Annotated in this window: 22 protein-coding genes and 2 tRNA genes; 14 read left to right on the forward strand and 10 right to left on the reverse strand. The window is 37.8% G+C overall.

Features of this window, described 5'->3' with window-relative positions:
* Position 1: 1 nt before the first annotated feature.
* The 3 genes from mnmA to ACOB82_RS03485 all read right to left on the reverse strand — a co-directional run bounded on the left by mnmA (position 2) and on the right by ACOB82_RS03485 (position 2368).
* On the reverse strand, positions 2-1159 hold the full coding sequence (gene mnmA / locus ACOB82_RS03475; protein WP_448211553.1) for a tRNA 2-thiouridine(34) synthase MnmA: 1158 nt from the start codon (positions 1157-1159) through the stop codon (positions 2-4).
* 68 nt (positions 1160-1227) lie between these two features.
* Positions 1228-1725, reverse strand: a complete 498-nt coding sequence (locus ACOB82_RS03480) for an NUDIX hydrolase (RefSeq protein WP_448211554.1) — start codon at positions 1723-1725, stop codon at positions 1228-1230.
* 4 nt (positions 1726-1729) lie between these two features.
* Positions 1730-2368 carry an rRNA large subunit pseudouridine synthase E gene (locus tag ACOB82_RS03485; RefSeq protein ID WP_448211555.1) on the reverse strand — a complete coding sequence of 213 codons (639 nt, stop codon included), beginning with the start codon at positions 2366-2368 and terminating at the stop codon, positions 1730-1732.
* Between the two features lie 149 nt (positions 2369-2517).
* On the opposite strand from ACOB82_RS03485, the gene ACOB82_RS03490 reads away from it, so the two are divergent.
* Positions 2518-4749: an NADP-dependent isocitrate dehydrogenase gene (locus ACOB82_RS03490; protein ID WP_448211556.1), complete on the forward strand. Its 2232-nt coding sequence runs from the start codon at positions 2518-2520 to the stop codon at positions 4747-4749.
* Positions 4750-4834: 85 nt separating this feature from the next.
* Here the strand turns inward: ACOB82_RS03490 and ACOB82_RS03495 are convergent, their stop codons facing one another.
* Both ACOB82_RS03495 and ACOB82_RS03500 read right to left on the reverse strand, forming a co-directional pair.
* A complete protein-coding gene (locus ACOB82_RS03495) occupies positions 4835-7972 on the reverse strand; it encodes an efflux RND transporter permease subunit (RefSeq protein WP_448211557.1) in 3138 nt (1045 codons plus the stop codon).
* Between the two features lie 11 nt (positions 7973-7983).
* Positions 7984-9081, reverse strand: a complete 1098-nt coding sequence (locus ACOB82_RS03500; protein ID WP_448211558.1) for an efflux RND transporter periplasmic adaptor subunit — start codon at positions 9079-9081, stop codon at positions 7984-7986.
* 196 nt (positions 9082-9277) lie between these two features.
* On the opposite strand from ACOB82_RS03500, the gene ACOB82_RS03505 reads away from it, so the two are divergent.
* The 3 genes from ACOB82_RS03505 to ACOB82_RS03515 all read left to right on the forward strand — a co-directional run bounded on the left by ACOB82_RS03505 (position 9278) and on the right by ACOB82_RS03515 (position 11028).
* On the forward strand, positions 9278-10348 hold the full coding sequence (locus ACOB82_RS03505; protein ID WP_448211559.1) for an HDOD domain-containing protein: 1071 nt from the start codon (positions 9278-9280) through the stop codon (positions 10346-10348).
* A gap of 121 nt (positions 10349-10469) precedes the next feature.
* A tRNA-Ser gene (locus tag ACOB82_RS03510) sits at positions 10470-10560 on the forward strand.
* A 183-nt stretch (positions 10561-10743) separates the two neighbouring features.
* Positions 10744-11028, forward strand: coding sequence for a DUF2845 domain-containing protein (locus tag ACOB82_RS03515; protein ID WP_448211560.1), 285 nt, complete (start codon positions 10744-10746; stop codon positions 11026-11028).
* Positions 11029-11337: 309 nt separating this feature from the next.
* Here ACOB82_RS03515 and ACOB82_RS03520 read toward each other — a convergent pair whose 3' ends face one another.
* Entirely contained in the window at positions 11338-12168 is an 831-nt protein-coding gene (locus ACOB82_RS03520) for a substrate-binding periplasmic protein (protein WP_448211561.1), read from the reverse strand.
* 295 nt (positions 12169-12463) lie between these two features.
* Here ACOB82_RS03520 and ACOB82_RS03525 point away from each other — a divergent pair, with 295 nt between their 5' ends.
* The 7 genes from ACOB82_RS03525 (at position 12464) to ACOB82_RS03555 (ending at position 19702) form a co-directional block, all read left to right on the forward strand.
* A complete protein-coding gene (locus ACOB82_RS03525; RefSeq protein ID WP_448211562.1) occupies positions 12464-13588 on the forward strand; it encodes a tetratricopeptide repeat protein in 1125 nt (374 codons plus the stop codon).
* Positions 13589-13593: 5 nt separating this feature from the next.
* Complete coding sequence (locus ACOB82_RS03530) at positions 13594-14586, forward strand: M20/M25/M40 family metallo-hydrolase (protein WP_448211563.1); 993 nt, start codon at positions 13594-13596, stop codon at positions 14584-14586.
* 83 nt (positions 14587-14669) lie between these two features.
* Entirely contained in the window at positions 14670-15227 is a 558-nt protein-coding gene (locus ACOB82_RS03535) for a phosphoribosyltransferase (protein ID WP_448211564.1), read from the forward strand.
* A gap of 73 nt (positions 15228-15300) precedes the next feature.
* Complete coding sequence (locus ACOB82_RS03540) at positions 15301-16509, forward strand: alkaline phosphatase family protein (RefSeq protein ID WP_448211565.1); 1209 nt, start codon at positions 15301-15303, stop codon at positions 16507-16509.
* A gap of 107 nt (positions 16510-16616) precedes the next feature.
* On the forward strand, positions 16617-16976 hold the full coding sequence (locus ACOB82_RS03545; protein WP_448211566.1) for a hypothetical protein: 360 nt from the start codon (positions 16617-16619) through the stop codon (positions 16974-16976).
* Between the two features lie 225 nt (positions 16977-17201).
* Positions 17202-17900: a hypothetical protein gene (locus ACOB82_RS03550; protein ID WP_448211567.1), complete on the forward strand. Its 699-nt coding sequence runs from the start codon at positions 17202-17204 to the stop codon at positions 17898-17900.
* Between the two features lie 905 nt (positions 17901-18805).
* Complete coding sequence (locus tag ACOB82_RS03555; RefSeq protein ID WP_448211568.1) at positions 18806-19702, forward strand: tyrosine-type recombinase/integrase; 897 nt, start codon at positions 18806-18808, stop codon at positions 19700-19702.
* A 3-nt stretch (positions 19703-19705) separates the two neighbouring features.
* On the opposite strand, the gene ACOB82_RS03560 is transcribed toward ACOB82_RS03555, so the two are convergent.
* From ACOB82_RS03560 to yejK, 4 genes are all read right to left on the reverse strand, one after another.
* Positions 19706-20569 (reverse strand): M23 family metallopeptidase, encoded by an 864-nt coding sequence (locus ACOB82_RS03560; protein WP_448211569.1) that lies wholly within the window; start codon positions 20567-20569, stop codon positions 19706-19708.
* Positions 20562-21443, reverse strand: a complete 882-nt coding sequence (locus ACOB82_RS03565; protein ID WP_448211570.1) for a 6-carboxytetrahydropterin synthase — start codon at positions 21441-21443, stop codon at positions 20562-20564. The genes ACOB82_RS03560 and ACOB82_RS03565 overlap by 8 nt, the downstream gene beginning before the upstream one ends.
* Positions 21444-21510: 67 nt before the next feature.
* A complete protein-coding gene (gene pyrC, locus ACOB82_RS03570; RefSeq protein WP_448211571.1) occupies positions 21511-22542 on the reverse strand; it encodes a dihydroorotase in 1032 nt (343 codons plus the stop codon).
* Positions 22543-22599: 57 nt separating this feature from the next.
* A complete protein-coding gene (yejK, locus tag ACOB82_RS03575; RefSeq protein ID WP_448211572.1) occupies positions 22600-23634 on the reverse strand; it encodes a nucleoid-associated protein YejK in 1035 nt (344 codons plus the stop codon).
* Between the two features lie 72 nt (positions 23635-23706).
* On the opposite strand from yejK, the gene ACOB82_RS03580 reads away from it, so the two are divergent.
* The 3 genes from ACOB82_RS03580 (at position 23707) to ACOB82_RS03590 (ending at position 25795) form a co-directional block, all read left to right on the forward strand.
* A complete protein-coding gene (locus ACOB82_RS03580) occupies positions 23707-23919 on the forward strand; it encodes a DUF1414 domain-containing protein (RefSeq protein ID WP_448211573.1) in 213 nt (70 codons plus the stop codon).
* 27 nt (positions 23920-23946) lie between these two features.
* Positions 23947-25632 (forward strand): DUF3413 domain-containing protein, encoded by a 1686-nt coding sequence (locus tag ACOB82_RS03585; RefSeq protein ID WP_448211574.1) that lies wholly within the window; start codon positions 23947-23949, stop codon positions 25630-25632.
* Between the two features lie 86 nt (positions 25633-25718).
* Positions 25719-25795: transfer RNA gene (locus ACOB82_RS03590), tRNA-Pro, on the forward strand.
* Positions 25796-25801 lie beyond the last annotated feature (6 nt).

A 25801-nucleotide genomic window follows, 5' to 3' on the forward strand; every position in this document is an offset into this window, starting at 1 on the left:
ACTAGCGAATTAAGGTGTTTATAATGCCACCACCAAGACAAACTTCATCTTGGTAAAATACCACTGACTGGCCTGGTGTTACTGAGCTTTGTGCTTGGTCAAATATGATTTCATAATCACCATTAGCTAATGGCGTTACGGTACAGGCGACATCATTTTGGCGATAGCGTGTTTTAACCGTACAGGTAAACGGTGCCGTAATTTCTTCGCGGGCAACCCAGTGTAACTGGTTAGCGATAAGACCTTTAGAAAATAGGCGAGGGTGGTTATGCCCTTGACCAACAATAAGCACATTGCGCTCTAGGTCTTTATCTACCACATACCAAGGTTCGTCTCCGGCATTAGCTAAGCCACCAATACGTAGGCCTTTGCGCTGACCAAGGGTGTGATACATTAAGCCATCATGTTCGCCAACAACTTCACCTTCCGCTGATTCTATTTTACCGGGCTGCGCTGGCAAATATTGCTGTAAGAAGTCTTTAAATTTACGTTCACCAATAAAACAAATGCCAGTGCTGTCTTTTTTGTTATGGGTGATTAAATCGGCTTTTTCAGCAATCGCACGAACTTCAGGCTTTTCAATATCACCAACAGGAAACAGGGTTTGGCCTACTTGCTTATGGCTTAAGGTGTATAAAAAGTAACTTTGGTCTTTATTGCTATCTAGGCCTCGGATCATATGCCATTTGCCATTTCCATTTTCGTCAGTTCTATATTCGCGTCTAACATAATGGCCAGTTGCAATGTAATCGGCGCCTAAGTCTTCACAGGCAAATTCAAGAAAAGCTTTAAATTTGATTTCTTTGTTACACATAATATCTGGGTTTGGCGTACGTCCGGCTTTATATTCAGCAAGGAAGTATTCAAAAACATTATCCCAGTATTCAGTAGCAAAGTTGATGGTATGTAATTTAATGCCAAGTTTTTCACATACTGCTTGTGCGTCTTTTAAGTCTTCGGCAGCAGCACAGTATTCATCAGTATCGTCTTCTTCCCAGTTTTTCATAAACAAGCCTTCAACTTGATAGCCTTGTTCTTGTAACAGGTAAGCAGAAACAGAAGAGTCAACACCACCAGACATACCAACAATCACACGTGTATCTTGTGGCGCTTTAGTGTTTGGCGCAGTTGCTAAAGATGAATTTTCGCTAGATGACATTCAATTAAATTAACCATAATGAAAAAAGGCGCGAAATTATAGCACAGTGAAACCTTGGCGAGTACCCTTTAGAGGTTACTTTTTATTGCCGATAACGGGATTTTTTCCCCTGATAAATAATCAGTTATGCATTGAAGCACCATAGGTGAGCGTAATTGCGCTTGGCGGGCTTCAATTTGTTCAAGTGTTAGCCAATGACAAGCAATAATTTCATCATCTTGTGGCTGAGTGTCTAAAAATTGTTCAAGTTCAATGACAAAACAAAAGCGTAGGAAATATAAGTTAAGCTCTGGGCGGTGGAAATAATAAATACCACTTAAATACTCTGGAGACTGAATTAATCCGGTTTCTTCTTCAAGCTCTCGAATAATAGCAGCTATCAAACTTTCATTAGCTTCCAAATGACCCGCAGGTTGGTTAAACACTGGTTGACCATTCTCGATTTCTTCGACAAGTAAAAATTTACCCTGACAATGAACTACTGCAGCAACGGTTGTATTAGGTTTAAACTGTTCATCACCATGATCATAACTGAGATTTGAATTATTTTTTGTAGTTGCAGTCATGCTGTTACTTTTCCTTTAACAATTGAAATTCGCCATTGTTAATATTATCAATGGTCCACTGTCCAATAGCGTAACGAATAAGGCGCAAGGTTGGAAAGCCAATATGGGCTGTCATTCTTCTGACTTGTCGATTGCGACCTTCGGTAATGATAATTTCAAGCCAAGTGGTAGGGATATTTTTACGTTCGCGAATCGGTGGCACACGTGGCCAAATATCAGGAGAGGGCATGACATTGACTTTGGCTGGCAGTGTTAAGCCATCTTTTAATACGACACCTTTTCTAAGTTCAGATAAAGCTTGTTCTGATGGCTCACCTTCCACTTGAACCCAATAGGTTTTAGGCGCTTTAAATTTAGGGCTGGCAATTTTATGCTGCAACTTGCCATCATTAGTTAATAACAATAAGCCCTCACTGTCGCGATCGAGCCGGCCAGCTGCATAAACGTCTTTAATTGGAATAAAATCTTTCAGCGTTTGGCGTTTTTGATCATCAGTAAACTGGCTTAATACATCAAACGGTTTATTGAATAACACAATTTTTCTGTTTTCTGGCGTAACTGGCGGTTTTTTATTCGCTGGTCGTACCTTACGGTGGAATGGCGCGTTATCCCTTGTCTTAACGTTATTTCTTTTAGATTTCAATGTTTGATGCCTGTGTATTTTATTACTTGGGTGGTGCCTAGCTATTTTAATGTACTTTGTTTTTCAGTAATATGCGCTGTCGAATTTTTTTGCCTTTAGTATTTCGCTGGCTAGTGGCAATTTTTCTTAAAATGAAATTAGGATATTCAATGAGTAAAGATACATCAAAAATCATTTATACGATTACCGACGAGGCGCCTGCGTTAGCGACTCAGTCACTATTACCTATTATCAAAGCCTATACAGCATCGTCTGGTATTGATGTCGAAACTCGTGACATTTCTTTAGCTGGCCGTGTTATTGCCAACTTCCCTAAATATTTAACAGAAGAACAACGCATGAGTGATGCGTTGGCTGAATTAGGTGAATTAGCAACAACACCAGAAGCTAATATTATCAAACTACCTAATATCAGTGCGTCAATTCCGCAATTACAAGCAACGATTAAAGAGTTACAAGCGAAAGGCTATAACTTACCAGATTACCCAGAAGAGCCGCAAAACGAAGCTGAACAGTCGATTAAAATGACCTATGCCAAAGTATTAGGCTCAGCAGTAAACCCAGTATTACGTGAAGGTAATTCAGATCGCCGTGCTCCTAGTTCAGTTAAGCAATATGCCAAAAACAACCCGCATTCAATGGGCGCTTGGTCAAAAGATTCAAAGTCTCATGTAGCGAATATGACCGATGGCGATTTTTATGGCAGCGAAAAGTCAGTCACTATTAATGGCGCAACCAGCGTTAAAATTGAATTTGTTGGTGATAATGGCGATGTATCGTTATTAAAAGAGCATATTGCATTAGAAGATAAAGAAGTTATCGATAGCTCGGTAATGAACAAAAATGCCTTAGTTAAATTCTTTGAGCAAGAAATTAACGATGCCAAAGAGCAAGATGTTTTATTCTCTTTGCACATGAAAGCAACCATGATGAAGGTATCTGATCCAGTTATCTTTGGTCACTGTGTAAAGGTATACTACAAAGATGTATTTGCTAAGCACGCGGCAGTATTTGAACAATTAGGTGTTGATGCGAACAATGGTATTGGCGATGTTTACGCCAAAATTGGTCGTTTACCAGCTGAGAAAAAAGCCGAAATTGAAGCGGATATTCAAGCAGTTTATGCAACTCGTCCGGCAATGGCGATGGTTGATTCAGATCGCGGCATTACCAACTTACATGTACCAAGTGATGTGATTATCGACGCCTCTATGCCAGCTGCTCTTCGTGCATCAGGTCAAATGTGGGGACCAGACGGTAAGCAAAAAGACACTAAATTTACCATTCCAGATCGCAACTATGCAGGTGTTTACGATGCAGTAGTAAACTTCTGTCGTGAGAATGGTGCTTTTGATCCAACCACAATGGGGACGGTACCTAACGTTGGTTTAATGGCGAAGAAAGCTGAAGAATATGGCTCGCATGATAAAACCTTTACCGCTGCTGGTAATGGCGTAATTCGCGTTGTTGATGCAAATGGCAATACCTTGATTGAGCAAAATGTTGAGCAAGGTGATATCTTCCGTATGTGTCAGGCTAAAGATGCACCAATTCAAGACTGGGTTAAATTAGCAGTAAACCGTTCTCGTTTATCTGGCATGCCTGCGGTATTTTGGTTAGATGAAAATCGTGGTCACGATGCTGAGCTTATTAAAAAGGTAAATACCTACTTAGCCGATCACGATACTGACGGTTTAGATATTCGTATTTTAGCGCCAATTGATGCCTGTAACTTTACCTTAACTCGTATGAAGAACGGTGAAGATACCATTTCAGTAACAGGTAACGTTTTACGCGACTATTTAACTGACTTATTCCCAATTTTAGAATTAGGTACGTCAGCTAAAATGCTATCAATTGTACCATTAATGAATGGCGGTGGTTTATTTGAAACTGGTGCGGGTGGCTCAGCGCCGAAGCATGTTCAACAGTTTGAAAAAGAAAACCATTTACGTTGGGACTCGTTAGGTGAATTTTTAGCATTAGCAGCATCGTTAGAACATTTAGCAAACTTTGCGAACAATGAAAAAGCACAAGTACTTGCTGATACGTTAGATAAAGCAACGGCAAAATTCCTAGAAGAAAATAAATCTCCTTCACGTAAAGTGAATGAAATTGATAACCGTGGTTCACACTTCTATTTAGCCATGTACTGGGCGCAAGCATTAACAGAGCAAGGTAAAGATAATGAATTGTCATTAACTTTTGGCCCGGTAGCACAAGCGCTAGCTAAGAAAGAGCAGCAAATTGTTGAAGAATTAAATGGTGCGCAAGGTGTAGCAATGAATATTGGTGGCTATTACTTCCCAGATCAAGACTTAGCGTCTAAAGCGATGCGCCCAAGTGAAACCTTTAATACGATTTTGAAAACGCTTTTATAAGTAATTTATTCTAGCGTTAACAAGTAAAAAGGTCTGCATTTGCAGACCTTTTTGTTTCCCACCTTTTTAACAATTCCCTAGCCGTTTAGCTAGTTGAATCTGCAGGCGATGCTTCAGGTTTACCTTTCATTTGCTCTCTAAGTTTTTGGAACATAATGAAAAATATCGGTACTAAAATACAACCAATTATTGTCGCCGAAAACATACCACTAAATACCGTTTGCCCCATTGAATTACGAGCTGCCGCCCCGGCACCAGTCGCTAAAACTAATGGTAATACACCTAGAATAAACGAAAATGCCGTCATTAGTACTGGGCGCATACGTAACTGAGCCGCTTTTTTGGCTGACTCTAAAATAGATAAGCCTTCGTCTTCACGCAGTACTTTGGCAAACTCAATAATTAAAATCGCATTACGGCATGCCATCGCTATCATTAATACCAAGCCTATTTGCATGTATAAATTAAGCGTGCCGCCAAAAAAGTACGAGGTCATAAATGAACCAAGTAGTGCCGTAGGAACACACAAAATGATGGCAAAAGGAGTTAACCAACTTTCATATTGAGCAACTAAAAACAAGTAGGTAAAGAGCAGGGCTAAGCCAAATAACGCTGCAGCGCCGCCAGCGGTTTTAACCTCTTGATAAGTTTGCGCGGTCCATTCAAATTGGTAGCCATCTGGCAGCTTCGCTGAAGCAACTTGGGTAACAGCTTCTATCGCTTCGCCAGTCGAAACCCCAGGCGTAGGAATGGCAATAATTTGAGCGGTACCATAAAGGTTATAACGTGGTGATGAATCAGCACCTACAATTGGATTAAACTTAGCAAAAGTCGAAAAAGCGACCATTTCGCCATTATTTGCCCGCGCGTATAAAGTTTCTAGTGACTCCTCGTCATTACGAAACTCCGGCGCAGCCATAATGTTTACTTCATAGTTTTTACCAAATTTAGTGTAATCATTAACGTATTGCTTACCGAACATAATTTGCAATGTCGTATTAATTTCATTGGCAGATACTCCCATGCTCATGGCTTTAGCATAATCTATGTCTAAATACTGCTGCGGTACATTGGTAGTAAATGTTGAGATACCAAACATAATGCGAGGATCTGCCATCAAATCTCCAATAAATTGTTGCAGCACAGGACCTAGTGATTCAGTTGTTCGTCCTAAAGTATCTTCTAGTTGCAGAGTTAAGCCACTGACACTACCAAGGCCAGGAATAGCTGGCAGGGCGAACGCCATGGCATTAATATTTTTACGTTTGGCAAGCACCGCCTCAACCTTTTTCAAGATAACCTGCTCTTCCAAATCTGGGGTTTTTCGTTTGTCCCAATGATCAAGTTTAACTAGCATCATTGCTGTGTTAGTTGCCAAAGCACCTTTAAGCAAACTGAAACCACGAGCTGAAGCCACTTCTTCTACACCCGGTATTGCCTGAATTTCTTTGGTAATAATGTCTACTTCTTTATTAGTTCGCTCTAAAGTAGAAGCCTCAGGTAAGGCGATATCGATAACCAAGCCACCACGGTCTTCTTGTGGTAAAAAGCCAGATGGGGTGTTCATAGCAAAATAAACAATACAGCCAATTAGCCCGATAAAAATCAACGTCGATAAAATTAATCGACGACCAAGATAAATAACCGTACCGCCATAACCTATCGTCATTTTTTCGATAAAGCGGTTAAATGCGCCTAAAATGCCTGTTTTTTTCAAAGGAGTAACGCGCATTAATAGCGCACATAACGCAGGAGTTAACGTGAGTGCGACTATGGTAGAAATAAAGGTTGATGCAACTATGGCTATACCAAATTGTTGATATAAAATGCCGACCATACCTGGTGCCATTGAGACCGGGACGAACACCGCCATTAATACTAATGCTGAAGCTATCAGTGGTGCAGTAACTTCTTTCATCGCTTTTTGCGTCGCCTCAGCTGGTGGAAGTTGCTGCTCAGTCATGATGCGCTCAACGTTCTCAATAACAACAATTGCGGCATCAACCACAATCCCAATTGCTAAAATTAAACCAAACATTGAAATGGTATTAATATCCATACCGAACGCTTGCATTACAACAAAGGTAGCGATTAATGAAACCGGTATTGCTACTAGCGGTATAACGGTTGCACGCCAGTTTTGCAAAAATAAGTAGGTAACAAGCGATACTAGAATAATGGCTTCGATAAAGGTTTGATAGACTTCATCCATCGATGCCAAAATAAAGTCAGACGAGTCTGAAGCAAGAATATAGTCAATATCATCTGGAAAATTTTGCTTCAATTGCTCTAACACGGCTTTAGTTTCTTCAGCCACTGTCACAGTATTAGCGCCGGGTGCCAAGTAAACTAAGGTAAGAGGGGCATCAGCTAAACCAATTTTAGCGATAGCACTGTAGTTATGTGCCCCCAGTTCAATTTGAGCAATATCTTTTAAGTAAACAAAGCTGCCATCAGGTTGCGCCCGAACAATGATATTTTCAAAATCTTCAACTTCTTGTAATCGACCACGCGTTTTTATTGAATATTGAAACACTTGGCCTTTAGGATGAGGAGCTTCGCCTAAATTACCTGCGGCAAGCGTCGTGTTTTGCGTGGCAATTGCTGCTGAAACTTCAGCTGGCCCAATATTAAGTGTTTTCATGCGCTCATTATTCAGCCAAACCCGCATTGAGTATTTTTTCTCGCCTACAACTTTAATTTCTCCTATACCATCAACCCGCAGTAAGGCATCACGCATATTGATATTAAAGTAGTTCGATAAAAATAAATCATCGTAGGTGCCATTAGGTGAAACTAAACTAAACGCCAATACTTGGTTAGTTGAGCTTTTTTGTACCGTGACACCAATTTGTTTAACGGTAGCAGGAAGTTTTGCCATGGCTTTATTAACGCGGTTTTGCACTAAATTTTGCGCGACATCGGGATCAAAGCCGATTTCAAACGTTACTTTACCGATATACATGTTATCGTTACTCGACTTTGAGTCCATGTATAACATGCCTTCAACGCCATTGATTTCCTGCTCTAATACTGAAGCAACAGTATCTCGAATGGTATTATGATCAGCACCAGGATAAATGGTGATAATTTGTACCGCAGGGGGAGCCACATTAGGGTAGAGCGCTACCGGCATATTTAAAAATGTCAGTATACCCGCCAAAGTCATTACAATAGACAGGACGATGGCAAACTTAGGACGATTGATAAAAAACTCTATCATTTGAAATCCCCTTAAATTGCCTTAGGTTGGACAGCTGAGCCGACACGAGCTTTTAATATACCTTCAACGACAATAACATCGCCTTCATTTACGCCACCTGCGATAATCCATTTGTCATCCACGCGCTGTTCAAACTCCGCATAGGCTTTTTCCACTATATTTTCATCATTCACTTTTAGTAAATAACGACCGACCTGATCTTCTTGGACTGCCGATTGTGGCACACTTAACACTTGCTCAACATTCGCCGCAGTCGTTACGATAATGACGCGTTGACCGGTTAACAGACGTTTATCTGGGTTTGGAAATAGCACACGGTAAGTAATTGTCCCAGTAGAAGCGGATACCTGATTACCAATATAATTAATACGACCTGGCTGGTCGTATAAGCTGCCATCCGCTAGCTCAACATTAATAAGCCCTGGAAGGGCTTGTTCACCTGCCAGTTCTTTTTCTTTAACGGCAAAATGAATTTTGGCATCCACTTCAACGTATACTTCGACGTTGTCATTCGAAACAACAGTGGTTAGGGGGCCATAATCAGGGTGAACTGTTTCGCCAACGCCTGGCTTGGAGATGGTAACCTGACCTGAAATAGGGGCTCTAATTGTTGCCTTTGACAATAGCACTTTAGCTGCTTCTAATGCTGCAACTGCCGTTGCTTTATTAGCAAAGGCTTTAGCATGATCCGCTTTAATTGATTCGGCATCAATAACACTTAACGCTTCTTTACCAGCAAGTGAGTTGGCCATTTTTAGTTTAACTTCAGCGATATCTAAAGCAGCATTTGCTTGCTCTAGTAACCCTTGAGCTTGCATGACATTTGCTTTTAAGGTCGAATCATCAATGGCATATAACACATCGCCTTTTTCAACCATTTGCCCCTCTTCAAAATTGATACTTTTTATAATACCGGTGACTTCAGAGACAATGTTAATGGTACTTAATGCGTTGACTACCCCAGGAAAACGCGCCTGACGTTTAAGATTATCATAGGCTAAAGTAATGACGCCAACCTCAGGAATACTAGCTTGAGGTGCGGCTATTTTTTGCTCTGAGCATGCTGTCACCGTTAATGCTAGCAATATCGATATACCAAATTTAAACATTGAGCTCTCCTTAAATTACCCAGTATTTCTGTTTTTGTTATAGTGGTTAAAACTTTACTAAATACAATATAGTAGGATATTTTCGATCTTTACATTTTAATAGTTAAAAATTTACAATTATTTAACGTTAAATGTTCGGATATTGATCTATGTTAAAGGTAGACCTAATTTTTATTTAAATTTCTGAGAGTTAACTTTGTTTGATAAGTTATTACTACAATTGTTTCCTTCATTTATTAGCGCAAAAGCACAGCCGAATTACGGCTTCTTCGAACAAGATCAGCAACAACAAATTGAAGGTATCACAAGCTCAAAAGCCCAAACATCTGTAGAACATAACCACGCAGGCGAGCGCTTTTCACAACGACTAGATAAAGAGTTTTTAGACTATTTATTCGGTAAAGATGTATATGTAGGTACTGAAAATAATGAGCTTACTCAATATGTTAATGTAAAATTAGTTCAATTATTAGCATCGCCAGAACCTTTGATTGATATGTTGCCAGTGATGCCTAAAACTGTATCTATTTTAGTAAACAAATTACAAAGCAATGATTTTCATGCCGACGAGTTAATTGAACTTATAGCTCAAGAACCTAGCTTAGCTGCGGAAGTGATCAAATTAGCCAACTCGGCAAAATATAATCATCACAATAGAACCATCAGTAATTTAAAAGATGCGTTTATGGTAATGGGAAGCATAGGTATGCTTAAAGGCGTAATTTATAACTACATACGCCCATTTAAACCTGATACTCAGCTTTATTTTCAACAGTTTGGCATAAAAATATGGCAGCATAATCAACAAACAGCAGCCTATGCTGAAACCTTATTAAAAACAAAGCAAACCATTGATTTAACTGGAGTAGGTTACCTTGTTGGCTTGTTACGAAATATTGGCCATATGGTGATATATCAATTAATGGTTGAAGCATTTTATTTTGTTGATCCTAATGCCACTCCAAGCTCCCAGTCATTTAAGCAGCTAATTTTAGATCATGGCTTAACCTTAACATTAAGAATGGTGCAGTATTGGCAATTGCCAGATGAAATAGTATCGGCCATTGCTCAGCAAGTTAACAGTCAGCATAAATTTGAAAATATTGGTATCAACAAAGTTTCAGCTGCCGTTTATGACGCTAACTTATTAAGTATCGCTACTTGTTTAGCGATTACGCCAACACTTAGTGACACAAATGACATTGAAGGAGTAATGAACCTTTTACTATCAACACAAGCAAAAAACCTGTTACAGGCGACAAATTAACAGCTAAATGTACATTTTTACGGCAACTAATTTGAAAATTTAAATTTTTATGAATTAAGGCTTTACAAGTGCGGTTTCAGTCATTAATATTCGCAGCGTTTCCACAGATGTGGTCACAATTGGTGAGATGGCTGAGTGGTCGAAAGCACCGGTCTTGAAAACCGGCATGGGTTTGTAGCCCATCTAGGGTTCAAATCCCTATCTCACCGCCATATTCAGGTAAATACCTAAAAAAAAAGAGCTTAATATATATTAAGCTCTTTTTTTTTACTTAAAATTTCTATGTATTTTTCTTCTGTGATCATTTCGTGATCATTTTTCTATTCTTCATAACAATTGTTTTTAATTAAAACTTTGCTAGCTTTAAAGCTTAAATAATACGAAGGGAGTGATTCATGAAATTTTTGTTATTGATTTTAACGTTGTTCTCAACAGTTACATTGGCGAGCAGCCGAGACGTACAAAATTTTAAATGTAAAAAAGGGTGGGTAAGGATAGGTATGTCATCTGGAGAAATACAGCAACGTTGTGGCAAGCCCGAATCGATAACTTTGTTAAGTGGTGCTAATCAGCCAAGGTTAGAAGAACATTTTTATCAACCCAAACGTTCAGGTAGCAGTGCTACATATTCATTAACGGTATCTCTAGGTAAGGTTATTAGTATTACCGAAAACAGGTAGTTTTAAATAAAATATCATTGATTCTTTTTCAAAAAATGATCACCGTGATCATTTTTCGTGATCACGGTGATCAAATGGCAAAACTTCTAATACCTCGAAATAACCGCTAAAATGCTAATATATATATTAGAGTCAATAACTTAGTTGAAAGGTATTTGGAGTTATTAGAAGTGTTAGAAAATGCCAATCAGGGGTTTGTAGCCCATCTAGGGTTCAAATCCCTATCTCACCGCCATATTCAAAAAGAAAGCCCTAGCAGTAATGTTAGGGCTTTTTTCGTTTTATGTTCATATCTTTGAGTTATAGCAATTATTCTATTGGATTTACTTGACCATACTTTTGATAAATTGGTGTTAACAAATTTAGCTGGTTCGCTTTTTTTATAATTGAATTAAGTTCTTCTACAGAAATAGCAGCATAGCTTGGAATTAAAAAGTTTCGGGTATATTCCGTGTCAAACTTATCAGACACCAGTAACTGGTTTTTGTAGTCTGCATATTGAGTTAAAAACCAAGCAATAGCCGATTCACTAGCAATGCTTATATCACAGCGTTTATGTAGCGCCATTTTAATCGATTCTTCTTCTGTACGAACTAAGGTTATTTCTAATTGCTTTAGCAAGTCTTCAATATTCGTTTGATAATTTAGAAATCTATAGTGATAGCCATTTACACCACATAATTGTTTATTATTAAAACTTTCAAAATAGTCTTGGCTTTTCTCTGGCGAGACATGCGAAATAAATACATCTTTGGAATATAGCAAGGGAATAGAAACTCCAAGCTCACTTATATCCCAGCCCCATTTGATATTGTCCCACATAACAATATCAACCCAGCCTTCTTTAATTGACTGACCCCGTCTAGAGATTGGGGTTGGTACCAATTCAAAATTAAACTTATCTTGGGCAATGTTTAGTGCGTCTAAGATTTCTGGGCCCATACCTTGCTCGGTGCTAATCAAAAATGGTGGGCGTATACCTGCGCCGACTTTAATATTAATTGCTGTTAGCGGGTCTGTTTGAGCGTTTGCAATTGCAATAGGGCAAATGCCTATGCATAAAAACATAGTCCGCAGAATTATAGGTGATAAAAATATTAAGTTAATTAAACGTTTAATCATCCGTTGTATAAAACTCATTATTAGCTTCATTATTAGTTAATGCACTGCCAATTTACATTTAAGTTAATTAAGGTTATAGCTGTTGATTTTTGCTTTATCCAGTTAATTAACAAGCCACTAGGCAGTAGGTAAAATGTAACGCTTTATTAATATTTGACAGGAAGACGTGAAATATCAGTCAAATGTCATTATGCTTAATAAATAGACAGATAATATTGAGGTAGCAATGCATCAGTTAATACATCAATTTACACGTCAATTTACATGTCGCTCAGTTCTTATTGTTAGCTGTATAATTTCACTTAGTGGCTGCATGGCAACAAGTAATCAATCGCAGTATGCAAACCAAGTAACAAACCCTACAAATTTACTTAATGATCAAAAGTTTCCGAATGCTCAAACTATAAAAATAGCAACGCCTCAGCAAATATTCGCGTTAAGTGATGAAATGAAACAAGTAGTAAATGATGTGTTTATCCCAGAGCGCTCATCACAAAACAAAGCGAAACAACTGATTAAACATCTTTTCAGTGCCAGTAACGTCGGGCTGGCATATCAAAGCAATGCAAACCTAACCGCAAGTGAGGCTTATAAAAGTAAAGTCGCCAATTGTATGTCACTCACTATTATGGCGTATGCGTTAGCCAAAGAAGCTGGATTAAATGTTGAATTTCAAGATGTAGATGTCCCTGAATATTGGGTAAGAAATGGTCAATATAATATGTTAACCGGTCATGTAAATTTATTAATCACCGGCGTTAAACAGCCAGGGGTTAGCATAGTTTGGAGTGCCAATAGTAATATTGAAGTTGATTTCGACCCTTTTGTTAAGAAAAAAAGTTTTCCAAAAACTAAAATAAATAAAAATACGGTTGTTGCAATGTTTTACAACAATAAAGGGGCAGAAGCGTTAGTCAATGAAGATTATGATGCTGCTTATCGTTATTTTACTGCCGCAATTGACGTTGCACCTAAATATGCCGCTAGTTGGGCAAATTTAGGCATACTTTATCGCTTTACTAATCAATTAAACTTAGCTGAAAAAAGTTATCAGTACTCATTGTATTTGAACCCTGAAAGTTTAAACACAATGACTAACTTATCAATTTTAATGAGTAAACAAGGGCGCTATGAAGAAGCACGCCACCTTGATGCCGCTATTTTAAGACAACGTATTAAAAACCCTTATTACCATGCATTACTAGCTGATGAAGCATTTTACGCGGGTAATTTTCAAGGAGCTGTACGCCACTATCAAAGAGCTATCGAGTTAAACAGCAACATACATGAGTTCTATTTTGGTTTGGCTAAAATATTCTCGACGATGGGCCGCACTGACTCAGCAAAATTAGCGATGAAAAAAGCGCTTAATATCAATAAAACGCCTGATATAGAACGTACATATATAGCTAAGCTTAATTTATTAAATCAAGAGTAAGTTGTGTGAAGTTTGCGATTATCTGCTTGTGTAGCCTATTAGTATTAGGCTGTGCTAAACCTACTTCAACAATTAATTCGAGTACATATGCCAACCGGCAAAATACAATCGGTCCAATTACTAAACAGCGCTTAGTAAATTATGTTGAATATCTAACTAGCAAAGAATTTTTAGGAAGAAAAACCGGTACAAAATATTCAGCTGCTGTTGCTGACTTTATATCGCAAGAGTTACACAAGAATGGCTTCACGCCAGTTTTAGGCGTTGATCAACTTCAACAACACTTTGAATATAATAAAAACTTTAGCCGTAAATATGGAACCAATATCGCGGGAATGCGAGTAGGGGTTCAATATCCAGAACAATACCTTATTTTAACGGCACATTATGATCATTTAGGCAAAAAGGGCAGAAGTATTTATTACGGTGCAGACGACAATGCTTCCGGCGTGGCGGCGTTATTAGCCTTTGCTGAACAGCTTAAAAACTTACCATTAAATTATTCGGTAATTTTATTATTTACCGATGCAGAAGAAGTTAACTTAAATGGCGCTCTCGCGTTTATTGACGCCAACCCTAATATAATTAATAACACGCTACTCAATATTAATCTCGATATGATTGCAGGTAATAAAAAAACAATTAAATTGCATTATATTGACGAAAACCTGAATAGCATTTTGCCCGATATGGCGCACGACACCTTTAGAACTATGGACAATAAAAGCCCGTTAAAGTTAAAAAAGGGCTTTAGTTTAAGAGACAAAAAAACACGATTAACTCGATTTAATTGGATAATGGCCAGTGATCACGGTGCCTTTTACCGACACGAAATTCCGTTTATTTACTATGGCGTTGGAACGCATTCAAACTATCACCAACCGACAGATAATTTGCTAAACCTTAACACTGAAAATTTATGGCTTGCCAGTAATTTAATTTACGCTCAGTTACTTTTTCTGGATAAACATCTACAAAATAATGCGTCAAAATCTTAACCGCATAGTCAAAATTTGATATTATCCCACCACTTTGATCCGACTGATCTATTTAATCACTTATTCAAAAGGTACTTCCGCAAATGGATAAAAAATTTATCTCTGCACAAGAATTATTAGAAGATTCTTTTAGAGTAGCCGCCAAGGTTTATGAAGATGGCTTTAGACCACAGTTTATTGTTGGTATTTGGCGAGGTGGAGCTCCAATTGGTATTGCGGTACAAGAATATTTTGATTTCAAGAAAGTAGAAACAGATCATATTTCCGTGCGTACATCTTCATATTACGGCATCAACCAGCAAAGCAAAGAAATTAAGGTGCATGGTCTGCATTACATCATTGAAAATGCTAACGCTGATGATGGCTTATTAATTGTCGATGATGTATTTGATTCAGGTAGAAGTATTGATGCACTTATTAAACAACTTAAAGTGCTGATGCGTAATAACATGCCAAAAGATGTGCGCGTTGCTTGTCCTTGGTACAAGCCTAAAAACTCAAAAGTTGATATTAAACCTGATTACTTCGTGCATGAGTCGGAAGAATGGTTGGTATTTCCACATGAGCTTTCAGGTTTAACAAATGAAGAAATAGCTAAAGGTAAAACTGATTTAGCGAATATAAATTCATTATTTATGTAATTTATTTGACTTAAAAAAGGAGCATAATGCTCCTTTTTTTAATGACTAAAAGAAGCGTTAGCAGGGTATCGCAGTGAGATTTGTTTTTATCGTTTTAATTTTATTGGTTAGCCAGTGGGCGAATGCCTCGAACTATCCGACAGTATTAATTTCTATCGACGGATTAGCCCAGCACCAGTTAATACAATTTAAGCCAAAGACTTTAACATCATTAGCTAACAATGGCTTAGCGGCAAACGCCTTAGTACCAGTTTTTCCTACAAAAACATTTCCTAACCATGTATCTATTATTACCGGCAAATACCCTGCAGAGCATGGCATAGTCCATAATGCATTTTATAGTCGATCTCGCAATGCACTATTTCATAAGAGCATTACGGTGAAAGATCCTTCATGGCTAAAATTTCCACCTATTTGGGTAACGGCAGAACAGCAAGGAGTAGCAACGGCTAGCTATTTCTGGCCACAATCCGATGCAGAGCTTTTTGGCAAAAGACCTCAGCACTTTTTTCCATACAGTGATAATTTTTCTAACGAGGAACGTGTTGAGCAAATGATTCAATGGCTAAGTATGCCATCTGATAAGCGACCCATGTTTATTGCTAGTTATTTTTCATTAGTTGATAGTGCCAACCATAAATATGGTACGCAATCACCTGAAGTAATTAATGCAATTAATACTATTGATAGTTTACTTGAAGAGTTAATTCATACCTTGGAGCAGAAAAAGCTAAAAATTAACTTAATAATTGTATCTGATCACGGCATGGCAGATGTAGGTAAAAAGTTAGATTTAAAAAATGTGTTGCCACTAGAAATTAGTAAAGACTTTACTGTCGTCAATGGTCAAACCCAGTTGTATCTATATCAAAAACAGCAACTATCAAATCAACAATTAATGGTACAAGCTGAAACTATAAACTCACAAAGCCAAGGTAGCTACTGTGCTTATACAAAATTAAATTGGCCTAAACACTGGCAATTTAACAATAACTACGCGATGCCAAATGATGTAATCCCTGATTTAATTGTTAATGCCCAAGCTGGCGTTATTTTCATTGAAAAAGACTACATAGCATTAGGCACTCATGGCTATGATCCAAAAGATACTAACGATATGGAAGGAGTCTTTATTGCAACAGGGCCCAATATAAAAGCAGGGCGCATAGCTAAATTTGAAAATGTGTATGTTTATGCATTTATAGCTAAATTAATTGATTTAACTACGGATGACCGTAATATTCGAGTGAATCATCAACTTCAACAGCATATTGTCCTTTGAGCTGCTCCTTGAATTGTATAAGGCAACTAACAGCCAAAGTTGTACCAGGCTATCAAATAGCATCTGGCCTATCACCAGATAATCCATTTGAAACTGGCACAATTGCTATGCAAAAGCCTTTTTTCAAGGGGCTTGGTCTAGATATTGACCATTTCTATAATGGAACAATCAATGCAATGCTGGAGCGTTGCTCGGCGGTTGAAATTTTAAAAGCGGATATAGAGTTAATTGATGTGAAATGGAGTAAACATCATCAAGCTGAAAGTTTTCAATTCATAAATTGCTCAATTTTATTTGGTGATCGGGTGTATAAATCCATGATCTATCAGCCTAAAAAATCAACTAAAATAGGGCACTTACAACCAAATAATGTTATAGAAATATTAGCACCTAAAATTGCGCAACTTCACTATGGCGACAAAATTGTGATTGATGTTAGCAGTCAAAATATCAAATTCCATGAATAGCTTAATATTTACCCGTGCATAAATACTATGGTATTAAATTTATCTTCCAAAAACTCAATATTAAACATATAGTTTACAACATATACATACTTTTATAACGTTAAAGTTTAGCAAAGCGCTCTTTGTTAAGGCCTTATGTACTACCACTCATTTACACTTTAGGTATTATGTACACAGATGTTTTGCCTGTTGAGTTAGTACATTTCAAAATAATGGGGAAATTCAATGCACCGTTTAAGCACTTTAGTACTTCTAACCATAGCGAGTTTCCCTACATTTTCAGAACAAGTCGAAAAGAACCCCGAAGATCCAACCAAAGTAGTAACGAAATTAGGGATTGGTTATTCAGACAACCAAGCAACAATGTCATTTAATTTTGGTCTAGATGAAATTAGAATGCTGACAGCAAGAATCAATGATGATGGTTCTGAATGGAGCTTAGGTGGCGGCTGGCTCTTTGACTTTGGTATTTTAAACTTCAATTTCAATAAAAATAGTTATGATGGTGGGGCGCATAACACAAGTTACAATTTAGGCACGTTTGTACCGTTAAGCGTGTTTGATTTTACCCCTGGTGGCTGGTTACCATTTGTAACTGCAGGCTATAGTTACAACGAAGGCGAAGTAGTAGATATACAATTACCCCCTGTTTTTCCAGAATTTACGGCACTAGTCCCAATATCAAGTCATGCATTTTACGTAGGTGGATTTGCTTTGAAACCTTGGACTCAACAGTGGACAACAATGGTGTTCACTGGCACCACACAAGGTTCATCTGATTTTTCATTATATTTTGGCGGTATTGGCGTTAGCTACCGTATTTCCAAAAACCATTCAGTTAATGCATTTACTATGATGTCAGATAGTTCAATTTACGGCAGCGACTCTACTTACAGCCTAAATTATCGTTATGAATGGGATTAATAGAGCTCAACATTTGATATTTAATATGGTGTATAATTTTATTTGCTTGGAATCAACCAGTGCCAAAAGCCAGTCCAAAGTTTGACCGCTATACAACATAACGCAATGAACGCCAGAGTATTCCAAGCTTCAAAAACAAATGTTACTAACATATCTAAAAATTCCATATCAGTGCTAATTACTTGGGTTAGACAAATAAACTATAGCCAATGAAATTGAGTTTACGAATTAATACATGTTACAAGGTTAAGTATTGCGCTCCTGCGTACAAAATAAGGTAATCTTACCCGCAAACCTTTAGATTTTTCACGTAGCGTCACGTTAAAAAATGAAAAATAACGCTAGAGTACTGATAAATAGTCGCTTTTCGTCTGGTTTATTCTGTTTTAAATGAATTGGTGTGAACAAAAAGTTCTGAAGAACAGATGCCCAAATTGTTGAGAAATTCCGAAAAATAACTGCGTTTAACAATAATTCAAAAAACTAACCATTTAGTTACGCATAATCTTTTAAAATAGTGATTTTAATAAGTAATAAATGTGTGTATAGTTAAAGCTATATGTAGCCTAGGCTGCCGTTTAAATACCGTGCGTATATTTAGCGTCAGTTTTATTAATTATAAGTGTTAACTGCTTTTATTGATTTTACTTGTAAGTTAATGATTTTAGTTAAAATATGGTGACGCTACGTGAAAAATAAAAAAGAATTAGACTTTACTACCCACTAGATTTTACGTAGCGCACGATAATCACAAGGTAAATTTGTCTTGTAAGCTTTATATTTAAAGGCTTTGCGCTAAATTTTAAGATAAATGAATGGTTGCTAATCTTTTAGCACGTTTTTATTTATCAATACTAAATTAGATTAATCGCCAAGAATCTATAAAGAAAAAGAAACTTAAAGATATGTTTGAAAATAAAACGGCTTCTGAAATCTACCTTTTATCGCTGCAATCACAACAAAGCCGCGTAACAATGAACTCATTATTAAATGTGATTGCTAAGCGTTTCCAAAATAAAAAAACGCATCAGCAAGTTGATTGGTCTCAGCTAAATTATCAACGTATTTTAATGTTGCTCTCTGATTTATCTAGTGAAGGAAAATCTCCTGCAACGATTAATATTTATTTAAGTGCACTTAAAGGTGTTGGTAAAGAAGCTTGGCGTTGCAAATTAATTTCAGTTGAAGACTATCAACATATTAAAGAAATAAAACGCGTTAAAGGCTCTCGAACAACTAAAGGTCGCGCCTTAGAGCTTGATGAACTTAATCAATTGATTGACTACTGCATGATGCAAGATGGAGTTATTGCCATGCGTGATGCCGCAGTAATTGCATTGGTTTACGGCGCAGGACTTCGCCGACATGAAGCAGCAGGTTTAATGTTATCTGATTTAGACTTACAAGATGCTTCCCTTAGAGTGTTAGGTAAAGGTAATAAAGAACGTGTAAACGCCCTTCACCAACGAATTTTAGAAATCTTAGATGTTTGGCTTATTGAACGTGGGCTTGAAGCTGGACCCTTATTTTTAAGGGCTCGCAAGGGAAATCGTTTAGTTAACGAACCAATTTCTGGCCAAACAATTTACGATATTATTATTCGTCGTTATAAAGAAGCCGGCTTAAAGCGTTTGACACCACATGATTTAAGACGAACTTTCGCGACAAAACTGCTAGAAAATGGTGAAGATGTGTTTCTTGTGCAAGATTTAATGGGACACTCTTCGGTGGAAACTACCAAGAATTACGATAGACGTGCAGAAAGTGCTAAGAAAAAAGCAGCTCGAGCGCTGCCTTTTTAACGATTACTTTGTATTTGTATTACTACTATTAATATTTAGTGCCAGCGCAGGATCTAAGCGAACATCAAACCAATTAATACGCCAATCTAAATGTGGGCCAGTTGAGCGCCCTGTTGAACCTACTGCAGCAATAACATCACCAACATTTACCTGATCGCCAACTTTTACATAACTATCACTTAAATGTAGAAAAGTAGAAGTTACGCCGTGGCCATGATCAATAATCAGCGTGCCGCCTGAATAAAACATATCTGGTACGTTTAGTATTACCGTGCCGCTGGCAGGTGCTTTAACAGGATCGCCTTCTTTACCCGCATAATCTAAACCATAATGAGGGGTTTTAGGTACGCCATTATAAACGCGTTGACTGCCGTAAACTCCGGTGATCGTGCCTTTAATTGGAGGAACAAAACCTTGAGCAAAAAAGGTTAAATCGCTATCCGTTTTTCTGGCTGCTTTGACTTGTTTGCTATCAAGCTGCGCGCGTTTTACTGCCTTAGGATCTGGATTCATTATGGCTTTTTTAATGCCATTAACCCGCTGAATATTATATTCGCGTGCTTGCGGAGTTAAGGTTTTTTGCTTAACTTCACCATTAGGTAGTTGAACTTTTAGTTGGTAGCTTTGCTCGTCATCTCGGCTAAAACCAAAAGCAAATTCACCTTGGCGGCTAACTTTTAACGCTTTGTCATCTAGGTATACTTTACTGCCCGGCTCTGTTTGACCAACAACTAAGCTGCCTTGTTTAATTTCACCCGAGAGTTTAATCGAGGCAAAAGTAGGAAAAGATAACGCGACTAAAGCAACTGAAGCAACTGAAGAAAAGCCAGCGAGCAGCTGTTTTTTATTCAACACTTTACTAAACATCAGCAATCGCTCCTTTACCTACACCTTCATAAGCGACTACGGTTACTTTATCATTAGGGTGCATAGTTTTTAATTGGCGACCAATATAATCAGCAAGTAATTCTACGGTTGAATCACAATCAACCACTTCTAAGACATTTTGTTTAACCGCAATATCAAAACGTCCTTGTGGTGCCATATAAGCAAAATAACGATGATCGGGTGTTAAATTGTTTTTAGCAAATTCTGATAACTCAATTTGCTCGACGTTAACTTCGTCACTGTCTGTCGCAAGATAAATATCTTGCCAACGTTGACACCAATAACTTTCAAGCTCGGTGGATTGCTGACCATTTAAATACAAATCGATTTTCGAACGATGACCATGAGCTATGCGTTGACAATTTCCATCATGCTTTTTAAGACCATGAGTGTAATGATAGTAATCAGAGGTAATATTTTCCGGGCGCAATTTAATGGTTAAACCAACAACGTTATCTGGAAGCTGCGCCTTAATCACTTCTACTAAGTGGGAAGTGACTGCTTCAATAGTAATCTCAAAGCTATCAATATGGGCAAAGGCGCATTTTGGTGATTGCAGAAAATAACTGGCTCTTTTCGAGATAAAGTCAACAAATTCATGGCCTTCTCTAGCGCCCTTGTCAGTTACGCGTAACTTATTTGAACCAGTAGGCAGCAATAATTTATGATCAACGGCATCGTCGATAATGGCTTTGATTTGCTTTTTCACCACACCAAAGTCTAATACCATACTCATTTCATTGAGATCGCCTGTTAGCAAAACATCCACTATCCAGCTTTCGCCGACAATACCACGCTGCTCACATAGATAGGAAAAATCAATTACTGTTAAATCATTTACAAACAATTGCACTGTATTACTGCCCTACTTTTTACTTCGAGTTTTTATATGTTTCGATTAATCAATCACTAACTAATCACTAACCAATAACGCGCCAGGTGATTTCTTCACCAGCTTTAATTGGTACAACTACATCACTGCCAAATGCCATGGTTTCTGGCACTGGCCACGATACTTTTTCTAAAGTGATAGTGTCGTTATTTACCGGCAAGCCATAAAAGTTTGGACCATTTAAGCTAGCGAACGCTTCTAATTGCTCTAGCGCGCCTTCTTGCTCAAATACTTCAGCATACAGTTCAATAGCTGCGTGTGCAGTATAAGAACCGGCACAACCGCAGGCGCTTTCTTTAGCATGTTTTGCATGTGGTGCTGAATCTGTACCTAAAAAGAATTTCGCACTACCACTAGTTGCCGCTTCAATTAACGCTAATTGATGGGTATTGCGTTTTAAAATTGGTAAACAGAAAAAGTGCGGGCGAATACCACCAGCTAGCATATGGTTACGGTTATATAACAAGTGATGCGCAGTAATTGTTGCTGCAACATTACTACCTGCACTTTTAACGAACTCTACGGCATTTTTTGTGGTGATGTGCTCAAGCACGATTTTTAATTCCGGGTAGTTCGCTACTAACGGTTTTAATGTGTTATCAATAAATTGCGCTTCACGATCAAAAATATCAACGTCACTACTCGTTACTTCGCCATGAATTAATAACGGCAACTCATGCGCTTGCATTGCCGCAAAAACATCAGCCATGCCATCAATATTGGTAACACCTGAAGAAGAGTTCGTTGTCGCACCAGCTGGATATAATTTCGCCGCATACACAATACCGCTGGCTTTGGCATCAGCAATATCTTGCGCTGTTGTGTTGTCTGTAAGGTATAACACCATCAGCGGTTTAAAGCCTTCACGAGGATTGCTGTCCATAATGCGATCGTAATAAGCTTTGGCATCTTTGGCATTGACCACAGGTGGCACAAGATTAGGCATTACAATAGCGCGGCCAAAGTAACGGCTGATATCAGCTACGGTATTTGCTAAAACTTCGCCATCTCTTAAATGAACATGCCAATCATCTGGACGGGTAATCGTTAAACGTGTCATTCACTTTCCTTACTTCGGTATTCTTTCGTCGGCCTTATTTATACTAACTAGGGCCAATTATTCTTCATTGTTTAATAGATCTAATAACTGCGCTTTTAAATTTGGCGGCACTTTATAAATTGTTAAACTGTCGTTCGCGGCATTATACACTACATCTTGGCCAAAGTGGCTGCGTTCAAAACTAATGCTAATACCATTGCCATAGCCCGAATATTTAGTCACTTTATTAACCACTGCTTGGTCATGAGGAAATGCTTCATCTAATTCGTAAGCCTGCTCTTGGCAAAATTGATAAAAGCTATCGCCACCATCGCTTTTCGAAACAACTTTATCAATTTCTTTGAGCTGAATATCCTGAGCTGATGCTTTTTGTTCCTTGCAGTAACTGAGCAGTTCTTTTCGAGTTTGCTGTTTTTCACCAGCATCTAACTGATTAACGCTGACATAATCTTCGACCGCTTTAACTAAAGTTTCAGTTTGTGCCTTGGCATTTAAACCTTCTTCACAACCTAAAAAGTCAAGGAAGAAGTCAGAAACCTTTCGACCAGCTCGCCCACGAATAAAGGTGACATAGCGATCGCCTGAAGCATTTTGTTGGTAGTCAAATAAATCAATGCGGGCAGCAAGTTGTAATTTATCCGTATCAAGGTGTTGATCGGCAGAAATGTTTAATTCGCTATCAACTGAATAATGTTCTGAAATTGGAATAATTGCAGCAATTAAATAGCGCCCGCCCATTTGCTCATAATGACAAAGTACTAAATAGCCAGTTTCTGCTAAATCATATTTGGTTAATTCGTTTTTAAGTAAATTAGAAGCCTGATGACTAAACGCGGAAAAGTCTTGGCTATCACTTAAATAACTTTCCATTACATCAACAAACCTTGCTTGATCACCTTCAGCTGGCATCGTTGAAAAATGGCCGTAACCTTTATTACCTTTTTTATTGTAGATATTGTGCAGTGACTCAACAAAACTTTGAATTTTGTTGCTAATGGCAAGTGGTTCTTGGCCAAATTGAATGATGACTTCACCAGTTTCTTCTTTTTTTGATAAAAAATTCAGGGCAATATTGGAAATTGTTAAGCTCATAATTAATGGTCAGTAGGATAATGATAAGGCTTTTGATAAACTTAGCGAATTATCATTAATTATTAAAAAATTATGCCTATTGTATCGAAGTATTCTAACGAACGTGTAGAAAAAATTATTGAAGATCTATTAAATGTACTAATTGAAGAAAAAGCTGGTGCTGATTTATCGTTAATGTGTTTGGGAAATGTTGTCACAGAAGTGATTAATCAACAAGTACCAGAAGCGCAACGTCAACAAGTTGTTGAAAATTTTGGTAAAGCGTTAGCACAATCAATTAAATAATAATTACAATAAGAGATCTCGTTCAACATGGTGTCGTTTGAATCTAAGACTTATAGCAAAAAGCTATTGCATTTAATTAGTTGGAGCCACTGGTTCACATTTTTCAATATTATTGCTGCAATTTTGCTATCCACTGTATATTTAATTAACGAAGCGTCACCTGAGACTCTTTCTGGCCATGTCTATTTATTTAGCACATGGCTAAGCCATATGGCATTTTTAACCTTTATCACCTTTGTGTTAATCGTTTTTCCGCTGACACTACTTGTACCCAGGACTCGGTTTATTAGAACGGCGGCATCTATTGTTTTTACTTTGGTGTTGTTGTTGTTATTGCTAGATGCCTTTGTTTATAACCGCTTAGGTTACCATATCAATGCTTCGTCACTCACGCAGATTGTTGATTTAATTGGTCAAGAAATTAGTGAAGATCGCCGTACATTCTGGTTTATCACCATAGTTTTATCTCTGGTGATTCTTACTTTTGAATTAGTCGTCAGTAATTATGCGTGGAAACACTTACAACAATTACAAAAAACGGTATTTGCGCGATTTGTTATTTTTGGTCTGGTTGTATCGTTTTTTATCAGCCATTTAATGCATATTTGGGCGGATGCTAACCTTAAATATGACGTATTAAAACAAGATACTATCTTGCCACTTTCGTATCCGACAACAGCAAAAACGTTGTTAACTAAGTATGGGCTGTTCAATAAAGACGACTACATGGTGCGAAAAACCAGTCCGTTAACCTTTAATGAACCGATACCTGCCTATCCTTCATTAACTCAATGTGCTGCAAAGGATATCGAAAACTCGACCTTTTTAATTTTGTCGAAAAATTTATTAACAGAAAAACAAATTGACCAATTTGCTCAGCGTTCAATTGCACCAACAATTGAATTAACTCATCACGTTGATAATGCAAGTAGCACTGATGCTTGGTTTAATCTTATTTACGGGCTGCCTACTATTTATCAGTCGTCACTTAAAGGCGACAATAATCAATCAGTATTATTACAAGCGTTAAATAAGCATCAATTAGACACAAGTTTTATACATATCAGTGACACAATAGAAACCACATTACCTTTGTGGTTCAAAACCCATTTTGAGCGTGTAGATAAACGAAACAACATTGCTAAACTTATCTTTCCGGAAGAATTAGCTGAATTTAAGCCAGGCTTACATATTATTTATTTTGAGCAAAACGATACTTACCAAATGGAATTATTTATCGATGCGTTATTGCTTGCTCAAAAGCAAAAATCGAATAAAGATCAAATTTTTATTAGTTCAATTGGTAATCAGTCTTTAGCTAGTACCCTGTCAGTTAAGCCTGCGTTATTAATTTGGCCAAACGCTAAGCGTATTCAGCAACAAGAAGTGTTAACTAGCCAAATGGATATTGCCGCTACCTTACTTGAAAGTTGGTTGGCTTGCGGGAAAGAAGCCTCCATGGCAACGGCAGGTACTAACTTGTTAACCTTGAACAAAGATAGGGTTATTGCTAATACCACCGACAACGGCATGGTGGTATTTAATAAAGATAAATCGGTACTGATTGATCAAAATGGTAACTTTCAAAGCTATTCAAGCCAGCTTTCATCCCCCATTACCGTTAGCTCTGATTTTCCATTAATGATTGATGGCGTGCACTTTATTAAACGTTACAGCAAAATCGATTCTTCTACTAAAACGAATAATAATTAATCGGTTAACCGATGATAATAGAATTAGCCGTTGCAAAACGGCTAATTCTGGTTAATATACAGCGAGTTGTTAAAACAGCTACTTGTCGGGATATAGCGCAGTCTGGTAGCGCGTGCGTCTGGGGGACGTGAGGTCGCAGGTTCAAGTCCTGCTATCCCGACCACTTCAT

It is taken from the genome of Colwellia sp. MEBiC06753 (assembly GCF_053470325.1).